This window comes from Paeniglutamicibacter terrestris, assembly GCF_012271785.1.
Lineage (GTDB): Bacteria > Actinomycetota > Actinomycetes > Actinomycetales > Micrococcaceae > Paeniglutamicibacter > Paeniglutamicibacter terrestris.
This window is the reverse complement of the sequence record NZ_JAAWVT010000011.1, coordinates 22,027-38,440: the sequence shown is the minus strand read 5'-3', so window position 1 is coordinate 38,440 and position 16,414 is coordinate 22,027. Positions and strand designations below refer to the sequence as shown.

Sequence of the window (16,414 nt, the reverse complement as noted above, 5' to 3'; positions counted from 1 at the left end):
GTTCACGTCCGTGCGAACGGTGTGGTGTATGACAGGGGGAGCAAAGGAGACTAGCTTTGGATCGTGCTTTCATTCCTAGACGCGCTGAAACGAATTCTGGTGGGTCGCCCCTTCAGAACCGAACGGCTGAAACAGGCTCCGCTGCGTAAACGCCTTGCGCTGCCTATTTTCTCCGCCTCCGCGCTCTCTTCCATCGCCTACGCCCCCGACGAGGTGATGCTGACCCTGGCGCTGGCCGGTTCCGCTGCCATGTCCTTCTCACCCTCGGTGGGCCTGGCCATCATGGTCGTCCTGCTGGTCATCATTGCCTCCTACCGGCAATCGGTGAAGGCCTACCCCTCCGGTGGTGGCGACTACCAGATCGCCTCGGTGAACCTTGGCCCGCGGGCCGGTACCACCGTTGCTGCCGCGTTGCTGGTGGACTTTGTGCTCACGGTGGCCGTATCAATCTCCTCGGCCTCGCACTACGTCATCGCCGCTTTCCCCGCGCTGGCCGGTCACCAAGCGTGGGTTGCTACCGCCGGCGTGGTGATCCTCACCGTGCTGAACTTACGTGGCAGCGGCCGCTCCAAGCTGGGCGCTGCGGCACCGGTCTACCTGTTCATCGGCGTGGTGCTAGTGATGCTGGCTCTCGGTGGGCTCTATGCGGCCACCGGAACGCTGGGCACCTCGCCCAGTGCCGGATTCACCGTGGTGCCCGATCCGGATTACCCACATGGCCTGACCGGGCTGGCCGGGGTATTGCTGGTACTGCGCGCGTTCTCCACCGGATCTGCCGCGCTGACCGGTGTTGAGGTGCCGATCTCCAACGTCCACATCCTCGCTGCCCCCAAGGCCCGCAACGCTGCCAAGGTCTTGGCTCTGCTGGGCCTCTTTGCCGCCATCCTGACTCTGGGCACCATGTACCTGGCCCGTGCGGTCAAGGTGAACGTGGTGGAAGACCCGACGCAAGACCTGATGTTCAACGGCGGCCCGATACCCGCCGACTACATCCAAAACCCGGTCTTGGGGCAGCTGGCCGAGGCGATTTTTGGTGGCGCGTCGTTGGGCTTCTACCTGGTACTGGCGTTGACCGTTGCGGTGCTGCTGATGGCCGCGCACACCTCGTTTAATTCCTTCCCCAACCTGGCCTCGCATCTGGCCACCGATGGATATCTGCCGCGCCAATTGCGCACGCGTGGGGACCGCCTCGGTTTCTCCAATGGCATCCTCTCGCTGTCCATCGCCGCGATCGTGCTGATCTGGCTCTTTAACGCAGATGTTCCCACCCTGATCCAGCTGTACGTGGTGGGTGTTTTCGTGTCCTTTACGCTCAGCCAATTGGGCATGATCAAACACTGGGGCAGGGAATTGGCCCAGACCCCGGACAAGCGGGTTCGCGCTCGCATTCACCGCTCCCGGATGTTGAATATCGCCGGTTTCCTCATGACGGCAGCAGTTCTGGTGATTGTGCTGGGAACCCGATTGATCCACGGAGCCTGGCTAGCGGTATTGGGCATCGCGGTGCTCTTCATTCTGATGGACGCCCTGCACCGCCACTACGTGGACGTTGATGGGGAACTGGCCATCGACGAACGCGACTCCGCCACGGCACTCCCGGCCCGGGTCCACGCCTTGGTCTTGGTTTCCAGCGTTCGTAAGCCGGTGCTACGCGCACTGTCCTTCGCCCGCGCCTCGCGTCCCTCAAAGATCGATGCGATAGTGGTGGATGCGGACTCCGAGCAGACCGAGGCCACGCTGGCCAAATGGGCGGAACTGGGAATTCCGGTGCCGATCACTGTGCTCGCTTCCCCTTACCGGGAGATTTCCGCGCCGCTGATTGAGCACATTCGCTCCATCAAACGTGATTCACCGCGCGACCTGGTGGTCGTTTATATTCCCGAATATGTGGTGGGCCGCTGGTGGGAACAACTGGTCCACAACCAAACCGCCATGCGCATCAAAAACCGCCTGCATTACGAGCCCGGAGTCGTGGTGGCCTCCGTGCCATGGCGACTTGCTTCGTCGGATTCCTCGATGAGCTTGGGCTCCCTGAACTCCACTCCGATTTCCAATCCGAAAGACAAGCCATGAGCACGCAAGAAAATATCCTGAAGGTGCGCCTTGAAGCACCAGCCCACGGCGGACACACCGTCGCCCGCCACGAGGGCCGGGTGATCTTCGTCCGTCACGGAATTCCCGGTGAGCTGGTTTCCATTGCCGTGCACGATGATGGTGAGAAGGCCCGCTTCTGGCGTGGCGACGTTGTTGAGGTCCATGAGGCATCCGAGCACCGGGTCACACATTTCTGGCCGCAGGCAGATTCCCTGCTGGCAGCTTCCCGCGGTGTACTCCCGGTGGGTGGAGCCGAATTTGGGCACATCAGCCTCGAGGCTCAGCGCGAGATCAAGGGTCAGATCTTCCTGGAACAGATGACGCGACTGGGGAAGATTGACGCGACCAAGCACGGCTTCACCGGCGTGGTGGCACCGGAGGGTGAATCCGCCGACGCCCTGGGCTGGCGCACCCGAACCGCATTTGTGGTCGACGAGAAGGGCCGCCTGGCCATGAGCGCCTTCCGCTCCAATGACCTGGTGCCGATCAAGGAGATGCCGCTGGCGCACCCGAAGATCAACGAGCTGGAGCTGTGGGACCTACCGTTGGCTGGCATCAGCCGCATCGAGGTGGCAGTGGGATCCGGTGATGACGCCGGGGTACTGGTGCTCTTCATCGAGGACGGTACCGTGGCCGGAGCCGCCGGCCGCGCCGCCAAGCGCCTTCCCGAGGGCACCAGTGCCGCGGCGCTGACTCAGGTCGCAGGATCGGCCTCCGATGGACGTGGCGCGCTGCAGCGGCTGCGCGGTCGGACCTGGCTCTCGGAATCCGTAGCCGGGCATGATTACCGCATCACCGGTGAGGGCTTTTGGCAGATCCACCGCTTGGCTCCCGCCACGCTCATCGAACGCGTGATGAGCCAGTTGGCTCCAAGCTATGGCACGCGCATCGCCGACCTGTACGCCGGTGCAGGTCTCTTTAGCGCCCCGTTGGCCAAGGCCGTGGGCGATGACGGCATGCTGCTCTCCATTGAGGGGGCACCGGGCACCAGCAAGGATGCGCTGAAGAACTTGCGCGAATTCCCGCAGGCCATCATTTCGCAGGGGCGTGTTGAAAAGACGCTGTCGCGTGAATTGAATACGCGCAAGGCCAAGCTGGATTCGATCGTGCTTGATCCGCCGCGCACCGGTGCCGGCAAGGCAGCGGTCTCGGCGATGGTTCGTTCGGGTGCCAAGAAGATCTCCTACGTTTCCTGCGATCCTGCATCATTTGCCCGTGACACGGCAGATCTGATGTCCGCCGGATTCCGTCTGGAAGCGGTTGATGTCATCGACCTGTATCCGCACACACACCACATGGAAACCGTGGGACTGTTTGTCCGCCACTAAGCGATGATGTGACTCCTTTCAGCCAGAAAATGTCGGGTTGGCGGGGTTTTGCGGGCGGCGGGGGATAGACTGTCTATAGCTCTGCCGCAGTAAAACACAGGTGAACTCAGTTAGGATCGCCTAACTGGATTTCCGTGTGGGCGTGCAACGAAGATGTAATTCCGGCGAGAGGAGTCCCCGTGAGCAATGTGGACAGTTTTGGTGCCAAGGGCGTATTGGACGTCAAGGGTAACGAATATGAAATTTACCGGCTGAACGCCGTCGAAGGCGCGCAAAGCCTTCCGTACAGCCTCAAGGTTCTTTTGGAGAACCTGCTTCGCACCGAAGATGGCGCGAACATCACCGCAGAACACGTCAAGGCCATTGGCCAGTGGGATGCAAACGCAGAACCGAACACCGAAATCCAGTTCACCCCTGCACGCGTTTTGATGCAGGACTTCACCGGTGTTCCTTGCATCGTTGACCTCGCCACCATGCGCGAGGCAGTCAAGGAACTTGGCGGAGACCCGACTCGGGTGAACCCGTTGGCTCCTGCCGAAATGGTCATTGACCACTCCGTGCAGATCGACGTCGCCGGCAACGCCGGTGCGCTCGAGCGCAACATGGAAATTGAGTACCAGCGCAACGGGGAGCGTTACCAGTTCCTGCGTTGGGGCCAGACCGCATTTGATGACTTCAAGGTAGTTCCCCCGGGAACCGGCATCGTGCACCAGGTCAACATCGAGTTCCTGGCTCGCACCGTGATGACCCGCGAAGTCAATGGCGTACTTCGCGCTTACCCTGACACCTGCGTCGGCACCGACTCCCACACCACCATGGTTAACGGCATGGGTGTGCTGGGCTGGGGTGTTGGCGGCATTGAGGCCGAGGCAGCAATGCTCGGCCAGCCCGTCTCCATGCTGATCCCGCGCGTTGTAGGCTTCAAGCTCAACGGCTCGATCCCCGCTGGTGCCACCGCAACCGACGTGGTGCTCACCATCACCGAGATGCTGCGTAAGCACGGTGTTGTTGGCAAGTTCGTCGAGTTCTACGGCCAGGGCGTTGCTCAGGTTCCGTTGGCAAACCGCGCCACCATCGGCAACATGTCCCCGGAGTTCGGTTCCACCGCGGCCATGTTCCCGATCGATGACGTCACCCTTGACTACCTGCGCCTGACCGGCCGTTCCAAGGAAAACGTGGACCTCGTTGAGGCCTACGCCAAGGAACAGGGCATGTGGCACGACGCCGACCGCGAGATCCGCTTCTCCGAGTTCCTCGAACTCGATCTCTCGACGGTGGTTCCCTCCATCGCCGGACCGAAGCGTCCGCAGGACCGCATCGAGCTTTCCAGCGCGAAGGAACAGTTCCGCAAGGACATCCACAACTACGCCGCTGGTGCAGCCGACGAACTGAACATCGGTCGTCCCTCGACCGCCGTAGAGGTCACCAAGGCCGATGGAACAAGCTTCTCCATCGACCACGGTCTGGTCTCGATCGCTTCGATCACCTCCTGCACCAACACCTCCAACCCCTCGGTCATGCTTGCCGCAGCTCTGCTGGCACGCAAGGCAGTGGAAAAGGGCCTGGTGTCCAAGCCGTGGGTCAAGACTTCGGTCGCCCCGGGTTCCAAGGTCGTCACCGAGTACTACGAAAAGTCCGGCCTCATGCCGTACTTGGAGAAGCTTGGCTTCTTCGTCGTGGGCTACGGCTGCGCAACCTGCATCGGTAACTCCGGCCCGCTGGACGCAGAGATCTCCGAGGCCATTCAGGCTCACGACCTCTCCGCAACCGCGGTGCTCTCGGGTAACCGTAACTTCGAAGGCCGCATCAACCCGGACGTCAAGATGAACTACTTGGCTTCCCCGCCATTGGTCATCGCTTACGCCCTGGCCGGCACCATGGACTTCGATTTCGAAACCGATTCCCTGGGCACCGACACCGACGGCAACGAGGTGTTCCTCAAGGACATCTGGCCGACCCCGACCGAGGTTCAGGCCACGATGGATTCCTCCATCGATGAGGGCATGTTCGCCAAGGGTTACGAAGGTGTCTTCGACGGTGACGATCGCTGGAAGGCGCTCGACACCCCGGCAGGCAACACCTTCGAGTGGGCCGAGGATTCGACCTACGTTCGTAAGCCCCCATACTTCGAGGGCATGAAGGCAACTCCGGATCCGGTGCAGAACATTGCCGGCGCCCGCGTCTTGCTGAAGCTGGGCGATTCGGTCACCACCGACCACATCTCCCCGGCCGGTTCGTTCAAGTCTGATTCCCCGGCTGGACAGTACCTGCTGGCCAACGGCGTGGATCGCAAGGACTTCAACTCCTACGGCTCCCGTCGTGGTAACCACGAGGTCATGATTCGCGGTACCTTCGCGAACATCCGTATCCGCAACCAGATCCTTGACAACGTTGAGGGTGGCTTCACCCGCGACTTCACCGTCGAGGGTGCACCGCAGGCCTACGTCTACGACGCTGCGCAGAACTACGCTGCAGCTGGCACCCCGTTGGTCGTTTTGGGCGGCAAGGAATACGGTTCGGGCTCCTCGCGTGACTGGGCAGCCAAGGGCACCGCATTGTTGGGCGTTAAGGCAGTCATCACCGAGTCCTTCGAGCGTATTCACCGCTCCAACCTGATCGGCATGGGCGTTCTGCCCCTGCAGTTCCCGGTTGGCGAAAACGCCGAGACCCTGGGCCTGACCGGCACCGAGACCTTCGCAGTCGAGGGAGTGACCGAACTCAACAACGGCACCACCCCCAAGACCCTGAAGGTCACCGCCGTGGCAGAAGACGGCAAGACCGTCTCCTTCGACGCCGTTTTGCGCATCGATACCCCGGGCGAAGCAGATTACTACCGCAACGGTGGCATCCTGCAGTACGTTCTGCGTCAGATCTCCGCCAGCTAATGAGCTAGCGTTCGATCCACGCTCGCGAGGGCGGGTTCACTGAGGAGTATTCCTCAGTGAACCCGCCCTCGCGGCTTTTAATGCCGTCTGCTTGATAGTCTCGAGCACAAGACCATGCAGACGGAGGGAACGAAGATGGATGTGCATAACAACACCCCGGGAACCTTCACTGCACTGGGCGGTAACGAGCAAGGGCGCTGGCTCCACGCGCGACTGGCAACCAGCTTTGGTGATCCAAATACGGTCGTGCCTCGAGGCTTCGAGGCCTACGCACGCATCTTGCACCCCATCCTTCGAGACCGGCCGAAGGCGCCCGAAACCTGGGAGACGGTATTCACCTCAGAAACTCTCTCCATGGAAGAGGAGCTGGTCTCCTGGGCCACCGTCGCGGCAGTGCAGGGACAACAGGTCGAGAGATATTCTCAAGGATCCGATCTGGTGGCGCCCGTTGGCATCGATCCGTCCACGCCCTGGGTGGACGCGCAAGGATGGCGCTACGGCGAAACCGTGGAAGGCTTCCTCGACGCGACTACCCTGTCACGTGTGGCAGTCATTCTGTCCCGCTACACCAGCACCCCGGCAAATGGGGTTGCCGCGTTGTGGGAGGGCTGGGGATCGGGAACCTCAGCGCGCTACGCCTCGTCCAAAGCCCGGAATCTGGTGAACACGATCCGATGGCTCACCGGGGGAGTCCGCGCCAAGGCGCACCCAGCACGATCGCGGGCAACCGCTGCGCGGCTTCAACTCCCGGGCCGCAACCACCGGCTATATTCGGCGGGAATCACCGAATTCACAGATCCCGAGTGGCAGAGCGGTGCCCCCTGGGCCGACGCAGAGGGAGATGCGCACTCGCCAAATATTCTGTGGCCAGCCGACCACGCCTGGGTACTGGTGACCGAGGTTGACTACGACTCAACGGTTGTCGCCGGCAGTAGGGCGCTGATGGGCGCACTGCTGGCGTCCCCGGGGATCGAAGCACTGGAGGTTGGGGAAGACATCGAAGAGCATTTGCGGATGGTGCCCGGGGACACCGGAAACTAGTGTCCTTCGGGTTCCAACGCAGTTATAAGCGTTCGTACGCGCTCGGCAATATCATCACGCAAAAACTCCATACGCTCGCGCTCGGTGCCCAGCGCGGCCGGTGCTTCGGCGGGCACCCAGCGTTCCATCGTGACCCCCTCAAGCTCCGGGACCTGAGCCTGGCCAACAATGATCACTCGGTCAGCGGCACGCAGTGCTTCCTCGGTCAACGCGGTCGGGACCTCTGCGCGCATATCTGCACCTACGTCCGCAACAACATCCGCGGCCAGCTCATTGATGTGCTGGGCGGGAATCAGCCCTGCCGATTGAACCGTGACGCCCGCACCGAGGGAGCTGCGCAAAAGAGCCGCAGCAATTTGCGATTTACCACCATTGGTATTGCAAACAAAAAGAACGGTGGAGGAGCTGCTATTCGGCTGGGTCATGGTGAGAGGAGATCCTTTGCTGGATTTGATCGGGGTACACCGGTGCGGCCATTGCCGGTTCCCTCGATCTTATGCAAGGCTGGCTAAACTGGCTCAACTTAGTGACCATGGTGGGGTTCAACACTGTGCCTTACACCGCCTTGGTGCCCGAAGGCAAGCACCGAGCGGTAAGATTAAACGGGTATTTGCCATCTCGAAAGGACAGCATCCGTGCCATTGCTTAAGACCATCAAGGAACCGCGGGACCTTCGTGGCTTGGACGCGGCCCAAATGCAGCAGATCGCCAAGGAAATTCGCTCATTCCTGATCAGCAATGTGGCCAGGACCGGAGGACACCTCGGCCCCAACTTGGGCGTGGTTGAACTGACGCTTGGCATCCACCGAGTTTTTGACTCACCAAATGACTCCATCGTCTTTGACACCGGCCACCAGTCATATGTCCATAAGCTGTTGACCGGCCGCCAAGACTTCGCCACGCTACGCCAGCAGGGCGGGCTGTCGGGCTACCCCGATCGCGGTGAATCCGAACACGACATTGTTGAGTCTTCGCATGCCTCCTCGTCACTGTCGTGGGCGGACGGGATTTCACGAGCCCGCAAACTCACCGGTGAAACCGACCGCTACGTCGTAGCGCTGGTGGGAGACGGTGCCCTGACCGGTGGCATGGCCTGGGAAGCCGTGAACAACATCGCTGCCGACAAGGACCGTCGAGTGGTCATCGTGGTCAACGACAACGGCCGTTCCTACGCACCAACCATCGGTGGGCTAGCTGATCAGCTGGCAGGACTGCGTCAGCGTCTGGATATGTTCCGCACCCATCCGGCCTACGAAAACACCATGGACAAGCTTAAAAGCCGCCTGAAGGATTCCGGCGTGGTTGGCCAGTTCACCTACAAGTCGCTACACGCGACCAAAAAGGGCATCAAGGATTGGTGGGCACCCCAGGGTCTTTTTGAAGACTTGGGAATGAAATACATCGGCCCCATCGACGGGCACAACCAAGCCGCGGTTGAACAGGCTTTGCAACAGGCACGTAACTACGGGGGCCCGGTGATCGTGCATGCACTGACCGAAAAGGGCCGCGGCTACGCACCAGCCCGCGCCGATGAAGCCGACCAATTCCATGCCGTTGGAGTCATCGACCCGCAGACCGGAGAACCAGTCTCCAAGGCCTCGGCCCGCTCATGGACCTCAGTCTTTGGCGAGGAGATCGCCAACATCGCCGATGAGCGCAAGGACATCGTGGCTATCACCGGCGCCATGCTGCAGCCGGTGGGCCTGAAAACCATGTCCGAACGGCACCCCGAGCGCGTCCTGGACGTGGGCATCGCCGAACAGCATGCCATGACCTCCGCCGCAGGCTTGGCCTTCGGCGGCCTGCACCCGGTGGTCTGCGTCTACGCGACCTTCCTAAACCGCGCCTTTGACCAGCTGCTCATGGACGTGGCCCTGCACAAGGCCGGTGTCACGGTGGTTCTAGACCGTGCCGGCGTCACCGGACCGGACGGGCCCAGCCACCACGGCATGTGGGATATGGCGCTCATGCAGATCGTGCCCAACCTGCATCTGGCCGCTCCGCGCGACGCGGTACGGCTCCGTGAAGAATTGCGCGAGGCAGTGGCCATTTCCGATGCCCCCTCGGTCGTCCGCTTCTCCAAGGGCAACGTGGGCCCAGAAATCGTGGCCATCCAACGCTTGCACGACGGCGTGGATATCCTGGCCAAATTGGGAGCCGGCGAAGAACGTGATGTCTTGATCGTTTCGGTCGGCGCCATGAGTGAACTGTGCATGGACGTTGCTGCCCGCCTGCATGCTCAGGGCATCACCGTCACGGTGGTTGACCCACGCTGGGTGCTTCCGGTGCCACGCTCCATCATCGGTCTTGCTGCCCGGCACCGCATCGTGGTGTGCGTCGAAGACGGTGTGCGCGCCGGTGGCGTGGGTTCGCGTATCCGCCAGGAAATGCGTGCCGCGGGAGTCGACACCGCGCTGAACGAGGTCGGCCTGCCCACCGAGTTCTTGGCTCACGGTTCTCGCGGCCAGGTCATGGAGCGGGTGGGTCTCACCGCCGATCGCATCGCCAATGACACGCTGGCTCAGGTGCTGGGCACCAAGGTTCCCTTCGCCCGGCCGCTGCCCGGAGCCGAAATGCCTACCGGACAGATTCCACAGCTGTGAGCGCCGCAGCGCCGGTGCCCGCGAACCTGCCGCGGGAGATCACCGGAGCTCAGCCGGGGGACATCGTGGTGGCTCGCGCCTGGAAGTACAACGGGGCGCCGCACTGGGTGGTCCCCGGGTACTACCTCGGCCACGACGCCCACGGTCACTGGATTTACCAACCGGCGGGGTCCTTGGTTTCGCGTCCCGGACATGGCCACTGGGCCGAAAGCGACGCGGTCTGCCTGATTCCACATAGCGGTTCCTGGCTGGGCACCTTCTATGACGACACAGATGAAGACTTCCGCACCTACCTTGACCTCTCCACGCAAATCGGCTGGCGAAAGTTGGCCCGTGGTGGTTGGGAAGTCAACTCCGTGGACATGGACTTGGACGTCGTGGATTCTCGATCCCGCGGCATTTACCTCGATGACGAGGACGAGTTCACCGAACACGCGGTGCAGATGAGCTACCCTCACGAGCTTGTACTAGTCATTCGCACCGAGGCCGAAGCACTGCTTCAGTCCGTCAGCGGGCTACAACCGCCCTTCGAAGGCACAGCTACCACCTGGCTAGCGAATGGCCGCACCGAATTTTCAGACGCATCATCCCGCTAAGGAGCACCACCGCATGTCAATACTCCGCACCTACCGCCGTGACGAAGACGGAACCCTGAAGTTCCGCGAGGCTTGGTTCTCCACCTACGAGGGCGAAGAACTGGGACAGTTTGTGATTAACCACGGCACCGTCGGTCACGTATCCAGCACCGAAACCGCTAAGGACGTCACCGACGCCACTGCGGAGAGCCTGCTGGCCGCGTTCGCCGAACAGTGCCAAGAAGACGGCTTCGTGGCGATCACCGATGAGCAGCAGGGCTGGGTCTTTGTGCAGTACGCACTGAAGACCGCCACCGGAACCGATCGTGACAAGTACTTGCAGACCACGGCGAAGGAGGCCCTGACCGGGCATCTGGCATGGCGCGGACTGGGCACGGTGGAGTCCACTGACTTCGCCACCCGCAAGCTAAACATCCGCATTCTGTCCCCGGAGCCCAAGAAAGCCGTCGGAGCGATCAAGACCTGCCTGCGTGAAGCCAAGCTTGACTTCACCAAGCTCTCGATTGCCACGGCTCCCTACGAAGCTCCGGAATCTGCCAAGCAGGCCTTCCCGCTTCCGGCCAAGGGCACCTTCAGCCTCGTCTAGTCGTGGCTAAGCCTCACTCCTTTGATGATGGTCCTCCGGATTTTTCCGGCGGGCCATCATTTCTTTTGGCGCACCTGTTGGTCCGGCAGGTGATATCTGTGGGCATTGCCCGCAGCCGATCCGCAGGGATACGCTCTGTTGGACGTGCCGACAATCGGCGGAGCTTGGGGGAGAGACATTGGATCGGGACCTTGTCAGTGCTCCAATGCCCATTACGACAGGTAGCAAGCTGGCACTCTACTTTTACGCCGTGGCCCTAGCCCTAGTCGCTGCGCTCCACCTTCTGGCGCAGCTCGTTGCGGCGGATGAGATCCTCGCATATGTCACACAGATCCTGTTGATGCCACTGCTCTTTGGGGCCTTGTACAGCGGAACCACTGCCAAACGCCCGCGCCTGGTCAGACTCGTGCTCATTGCCGTGGTCTTTTCTTGGCTGGGGGACACTGTGCCGCGCTTCATGGGCGGAGATCGCGGGTTCCTGGTGATGGTGGGGTTCTTCCTAGTGGCCCAGCTGTTCTACATCGCCGCCCTCTGGCCGTTTCGTTGCGGCTCCGTGGCAGGCAGAACGCTGCCTGCTCTGCCTTATTTCGCCGTGTTTGCCGCGTTGGTCCTCGCCTGTGCCCCGGGTGCCGGAGTGCTACTGGTTCCGGTGGTGATCTATGGGCTGGCGCTGGTGCTCATGGCCATGCTGTCTACCGGACTCGGGAGCCTTGCCGGGGTGGGTGGGGCGATCTTCTTGATCTCGGACGGGCTCATTGCGCTGCGCTCTTTCACCGCATGGGAACTGCCCGCTCTTTCGTTCTGGATCATGCTCAGCTATGTGATGGGTCAGGGCCTAATCACCGTGGCGGTGGTACGGCACACGCGTCGTCCACACCCGTAGCCGCGCGGAGGGCTGTCGTCAGCTAGCATGCCGGTGCTCCCCACCGTGATCATCGACGGTGGCGGTGGCGAGCTTGTCGGTTCGGTGGCAAAGAGCCACGACCTTCTTAGCTGCTATGCCTCATCGTGGCGACTGCCAGAGCAAGCACGGGCTTGCAAGATTTTTACTCCGTCGCCGGTGAGTTGCTCGCAATAACTTCTACGACCAGCCATAGCCATCACCAACGCGATCGTGGGGCCGCTGACCAATGGACCTTCACCCACGGCAAATGGCCCGTCGGTGGCCTCGAGCCGTAATCCAGCACTGGCCGTTTTGCTAGGAACCGTGAAGTCGCCCTTGACCAGAAAATGGGCGACAGCCGTAGCAGCATCGACGTTGCTCTGATGCTTGATCCCCAGCGGATGGCGGATGTCTTGAGCATGGATGAGTACTTCGCCCACCCAGGCCTCGATCGGGCCAAACGTCGAGGTGGTGCTGGTTTGGATCGTACGAAACCGCGCCAAGGTCTCGCTCGGTGTTGCACCACGGTGTTCGGCCAGCCGTCGATCGTTGTGCAGGTCGAAATCGAATTTGGCACCCACGACGCTGGCGACCCAGCGTGCCGGACCGATGCTTGCCGCTGCGGTTAGGTGCGCCACGACTTCTTCCACGCTCCAGCGCCCGCAGAGCGAGCCCGTTGCCCACTGTTCAACCTCGAGCTCGGCAAGATCCCGGGCTAGAGCGGCGCGCTCGGCGTGAGCCCAGGACCAGAGCAGGTTCCGTGAGATCTTCTGGGTCATGGTTTCTCCGAATATGGTTAACAGGTGTGGTCAAGGAGTCTAGCAAGCCGGTGCTGCCCGAGGCATTCAGGTACCGCATCCACGGTGGTAGCGTGGGCTCGCGGCCACACGTGGTGACCACCGAATTTCGTCGCGCCGCGAGGCCATCACCGTGGCGAGACCCAGGGGAGGAGCACCATGACAGTCTTTAATGCATCGCCGGATCTACAAGGAGCGCGGTTCAACGACGTGGACCTGCGCGGGTCCAGATTCACCGACTGTGTCCTGAGCGATGTGGTGATGCGCGGGGTCGACGCGCAGGGAATCGACATCGATGACCCATGGTTGCTTCGGGAGGGCGCACTTTTGGTCAACGGCATCGACGTCGTGCCGTTTGTGCGTGCCGAGCTGCTACGCCGCTTTCCGGGGCGGGCGGGCATGCGTGCCACGGACCCCGAGTCACTGCGCGGTGCCTGGGCAGCCGTCGAGCAGGCCTGGGAATCCACGCTGGCCAGGGTGGCAGCGATGCCGGTCGAAACCGTTGAGGTCTCGGTGGACGGGGAATGGTCCTTCTCCCAGACACTGCGCCACCTGGTGCTGGCCACCGACATCTGGCTGCGCCGGGCCATTCTGGGCATTGAAGCGCCGTTCCACCCGCTGGGTCTGCCCAACGACGGCTTCGCGGAGGCAGGTTACGATACGTCCGTCCTGGCTCTAGGCGTTCCCGAATACCCCGAGGTGCTCAAGGCCAGGGCCGGGCGTGTGGTGATGGTGCGCGAATTTCTGGCCGGCCTCGAACCCGACAAGTTGGGGGAGGTGACGCGGAACCCGTGGAACCCGGACCGCAGCGAGAGCACGCTGTCCTGCCTGCACGTGATCCTGTCCGAGGAGTGGGAACATCTCCGTTTTGCCGTGCGCGACCTTGACGCCCTCGAAAAACGTGTTTGAGACGTGATACAAAAACGGGCGGAGCCCCTGACCGATAACTCGGTAAAAGGCCCCGCCCGTCCCGGTAGGCCTATGGGGCCACCGGCATGATGCTTCTAGTCCGTGCCCGAATCGAAGGCAGCGCGCTCAAGGGCGCGGTCGGAAGCCAGATCATCGGCGTCAACAGCCTCGGCATCTACGATCGCTGACGCGCCGCCGTTTTCGAGTTCGCCGACGAGCTTCACGGTCTTCTCGCCGAGCAGGCCCTGAGCAGCGTACTGCTCCAGGCGTGAGCGGGAATCGGCGATGTCCAGGTTGCGCATGGTCAGCTGACCAATGCGATCCAACGGGCCGAAGGCGGAGTCGCCAACGCGCTCCATGGACAGCTTGTCAGGGTGGTAGCTGAGGTTCGGTCCCACGGTGTCCAGCACGGTGTAGTCGTCGCCGCGGCGCAAGCGCACGGTCACGGTACCGGTGACGGCTGAGCCAACCCAGCGCTGCAGAGACTCGCGCAGCATCAGTGCCTGCGGGTCCAACCAGCGGCCCTCGTACATCAGGCGACCCAGACGGCGGCCTTCTGCATGGTAGTTGGCCACCGTGTCTTCGTTGTGGATGGCGTTGAGCAAACGCTCGTAGGTGATGTGCAACAGGGCCATGGCCGGGGCTTCATAGATGCCGCGAGACTTCGCCTCGATGATGCGGTTCTCAATCTGGTCGCTCATGCCCAGACCGTGACGGCCGCCAATCTTGTTGGCTTCGTCAACCAGGGCCACGGCGTCGGTGAAGACAACACCATTGATAGCGACCGGACGGCCGGCTTCAAAGGTGACCGAAACGTCTTCGGTCTTAACCTCAACCGAATCATCCCAGTAGCGAACGCCCATGATCGGTTCAACCGATTCCAAGGAGGTGTTCAGCAGCTCGAGGGTCTTGGCCTCGTGGGTGGCGCCCCAGATGTTGGCGTCGGTGGAGTAAGCCTTTTCGGCCGAGTCGCGGTACGGGAAGTCGCGTGCGGTCAGCCATTCGCTCATCTCCGAGCGTCCGCCCAATTCCTGGACGAAGGCCGGGTCAAGCCATGGCTTGTAGATGCGCAGCTTCGGGTTCGAGAGCAGACCGTAGCGGTAGAACCGCTCGATGTCATTGCCCTTGTACGTCGAACCGTCGCCCCACACGTCCACGCCGTCTTCACGCATGGCACGCACCAGCAGGGTGCCGGTGACGGCGCGACCCAATGGTGTGGTGTTGAAGTAGGTCTTGCCGCCGGAGCGGATGTGGAAGGCGCCGCAGGCCAGAGCAACGAGGCCCTCTTCGACCAGTGCAGGCTTGCAATCGACCAAGCGAGCGGCTTCGGCTCCATATTCCAGGGCGCGGCCCGGGACTGCATCAATATTCGGTTCATCGTACTGGCCAAGGTCGCCGGTGTACGTGTAAGGGATGGCACCCTTTTCGCGCATCCAGGCAACAGCAACGGACGTATCAAGGCCACCGGAGAACGCGATACCTACGCGTTCGCCAACGGGCAGGGAGGTGAGGACTTTAGACATGTTCCCTATCCTATAGCGTGTTTAGGAGTTTCCGAGGAATAATGACAAGACTGCCGGACGACATACAACGTCCCGAAAGGCAGGTCATACTTGGTTTTTTCGAACACGTGGTTGCTGATCCGTGTAAGCGAAGCCTCCGCGGGTAGTACCGGATGCATAATTATTTGAAGGGATGAATCCTTATGAGCACTGTGGAGTATCGCCGTTTGGGCAATTCGGGGCTAGTGGTTTCGGCCGTTGGGCTTGGCTGCAATAACCTGGGCCGTGCCGGCACCGCAACCGAGGACCAAGCCGGAACCGACGCCGTCATCAACGCCGCACTTGAGTCGGGAATCACATTCTTCGACGTGGCCGACACCTACGGCAAGACACCCGGTCTCTCGGAATCCATGCTCGGCAAGGCGTTGGGAAACCGCCGAGATGAGGTAGTGATTGGCACAAAGTTCGGGATGGATATGTGCGGGGTCAACGGCAACGACTTCGGTGCCCGCGGCTCGCGCCGCTACATCGTCCGTGCCGTGGAGGCCTCGCTGCGCCGGCTGGGCACCGAATACATCGATCTGTACCAATTCCACACACCTGATCCGCTGACCCCGATCTCCGAGACCCTCGCGGCACTTGATGATCTGGTCACCGCCGGCAAGGTCCGCTACCTGGGGCACTCGAACCGCGCCGGATGGCAGATCGCCGAGGCCGAATTTACCGCCCGCATTTCCGGTGGCGCGCGCTTTGTCTCCACACAGAATCACTACAACCTGCTGGACCGCCGTGCCGAGCTCGAGGTAGCGCCGGCCGCCGAAGCCTATGAGCTGGGCTTGCTGCCCTACTTCCCACTGGCCAATGGCCTGCTGACCGGCAAGTACTCTTCTGGCCAGGCACCGGAAGGATCCCGACTGACCCACGCCCGGACCCACCTGATGAACACCGCCGACTTCGAGCAACTGCGCACCTTCTCCGACTTCGCCCGTGAACGCGGCTTCACCGAACTACAGGTCGCCTTCTCCTGGCTCGCCGCCCAACCGGCCGTAGCCAGTGTCATCGCCGGGGCCACCAAGGCGGAACAAATCCGCCAGAACGCCGCCGCGGCAAGTTGGAAGCCCTCCGTCGAGGACCTGACCGAACTCGACTCGATCTTCCCTCGCGTGCCGAAGATCGCTCTTTTCTAGCCC

At 61.8% G+C, this 16,414-nt stretch carries 13 protein-coding genes; 10 read left to right on the top strand and 3 right to left on the bottom strand.

Annotation, left to right across the window (positions count from 1 at the left end; all coding sequences use genetic code 11):
- Positions 1 to 63: 63 nt before the first annotated feature.
- From HED64_RS17200 to HED64_RS17185, 4 genes are all read left to right on the top strand, one after another.
- Positions 64 to 2,073 (top strand): APC family permease, encoded by a 2,010-nt coding sequence (locus tag HED64_RS17200; protein WP_168153212.1) that lies wholly within the window; start codon positions 64 to 66, stop codon positions 2,071 to 2,073.
- Positions 2,070 to 3,422 carry a class I SAM-dependent RNA methyltransferase gene (locus HED64_RS17195; protein WP_168153211.1) on the top strand — a complete coding sequence of 451 codons (1,353 nt, stop codon included), beginning with the start codon at positions 2,070 to 2,072 and terminating at the stop codon, positions 3,420 to 3,422. The genes HED64_RS17200 and HED64_RS17195 overlap by 4 nt, the downstream gene beginning before the upstream one ends.
- Before the next feature lie 179 nt (positions 3,423 to 3,601).
- Positions 3,602 to 6,307: an aconitate hydratase AcnA gene (gene acnA, locus HED64_RS17190; RefSeq protein WP_168153210.1), complete on the top strand. Its 2,706-nt coding sequence runs from the start codon at positions 3,602 to 3,604 to the stop codon at positions 6,305 to 6,307.
- A gap of 135 nt (positions 6,308 to 6,442) precedes the next feature.
- Entirely contained in the window at positions 6,443 to 7,348 is a 906-nt protein-coding gene (locus tag HED64_RS17185; protein WP_168153209.1) for a hypothetical protein, read from the top strand.
- Here HED64_RS17185 and HED64_RS17180 read toward each other — a convergent pair.
- Positions 7,345 to 7,773, bottom strand: a complete 429-nt coding sequence (locus tag HED64_RS17180) for an arsenate-mycothiol transferase ArsC (protein WP_168153208.1) — start codon at positions 7,771 to 7,773, stop codon at positions 7,345 to 7,347. The two genes, HED64_RS17185 and HED64_RS17180, sit on opposite strands and share 4 nt — an antisense overlap.
- Positions 7,774 to 7,983: 210 nt before the next feature.
- Between HED64_RS17180 and dxs the strand changes: the two genes are divergently transcribed.
- The 4 genes from dxs (at position 7,984) to HED64_RS17160 (ending at position 12,016) form a co-directional block, all read left to right on the top strand.
- The gene (gene dxs / locus HED64_RS17175) at positions 7,984 to 9,951 is read left to right on the top strand and encodes a 1-deoxy-D-xylulose-5-phosphate synthase (protein WP_168153207.1); all 1,968 of its coding nucleotides are present in this window, start codon (positions 7,984 to 7,986) and stop codon (positions 9,949 to 9,951) included.
- Positions 9,948 to 10,547, top strand: coding sequence for a DUF402 domain-containing protein (locus tag HED64_RS17170; protein WP_168153206.1), 600 nt, complete (start codon positions 9,948 to 9,950; stop codon positions 10,545 to 10,547). The genes dxs and HED64_RS17170 overlap by 4 nt, the downstream gene beginning before the upstream one ends.
- A 13-nt stretch (positions 10,548 to 10,560) precedes the next feature.
- Positions 10,561 to 11,133: a hypothetical protein gene (locus HED64_RS17165; protein WP_168153205.1), complete on the top strand. Its 573-nt coding sequence runs from the start codon at positions 10,561 to 10,563 to the stop codon at positions 11,131 to 11,133.
- Between the two features lie 205 nt (positions 11,134 to 11,338).
- Positions 11,339 to 12,016, top strand: coding sequence for a lysoplasmalogenase (locus HED64_RS17160; protein WP_168153204.1), 678 nt, complete (start codon positions 11,339 to 11,341; stop codon positions 12,014 to 12,016).
- 113 nt (positions 12,017 to 12,129) lie between these two features.
- Here the strand turns inward: HED64_RS17160 and HED64_RS17155 are convergent, their stop codons facing one another.
- Positions 12,130 to 12,795, bottom strand: a complete 666-nt coding sequence (locus tag HED64_RS17155) for a maleylpyruvate isomerase family mycothiol-dependent enzyme (protein ID WP_168153203.1) — start codon at positions 12,793 to 12,795, stop codon at positions 12,130 to 12,132.
- Between the two features lie 177 nt (positions 12,796 to 12,972).
- On the opposite strand from HED64_RS17155, the gene HED64_RS17150 reads away from it, so the two are divergent.
- Positions 12,973 to 13,722: a DinB family protein gene (locus HED64_RS17150; protein ID WP_168153202.1), complete on the top strand. Its 750-nt coding sequence runs from the start codon at positions 12,973 to 12,975 to the stop codon at positions 13,720 to 13,722.
- A 95-nt stretch (positions 13,723 to 13,817) separates the two neighbouring features.
- Here HED64_RS17150 and argG read toward each other — a convergent pair whose 3' ends face one another.
- The gene (gene argG, locus HED64_RS17145) at positions 13,818 to 15,245 is read right to left on the bottom strand and encodes an argininosuccinate synthase (protein WP_168153201.1); all 1,428 of its coding nucleotides are present in this window, start codon (positions 15,243 to 15,245) and stop codon (positions 13,818 to 13,820) included.
- A gap of 182 nt (positions 15,246 to 15,427) precedes the next feature.
- On the opposite strand from argG, the gene HED64_RS17140 reads away from it, so the two are divergent.
- Complete coding sequence (locus HED64_RS17140; RefSeq protein ID WP_168153200.1) at positions 15,428 to 16,411, top strand: aldo/keto reductase; 984 nt, start codon at positions 15,428 to 15,430, stop codon at positions 16,409 to 16,411.
- Positions 16,412 to 16,414: the final 3 nt, after the last annotated feature.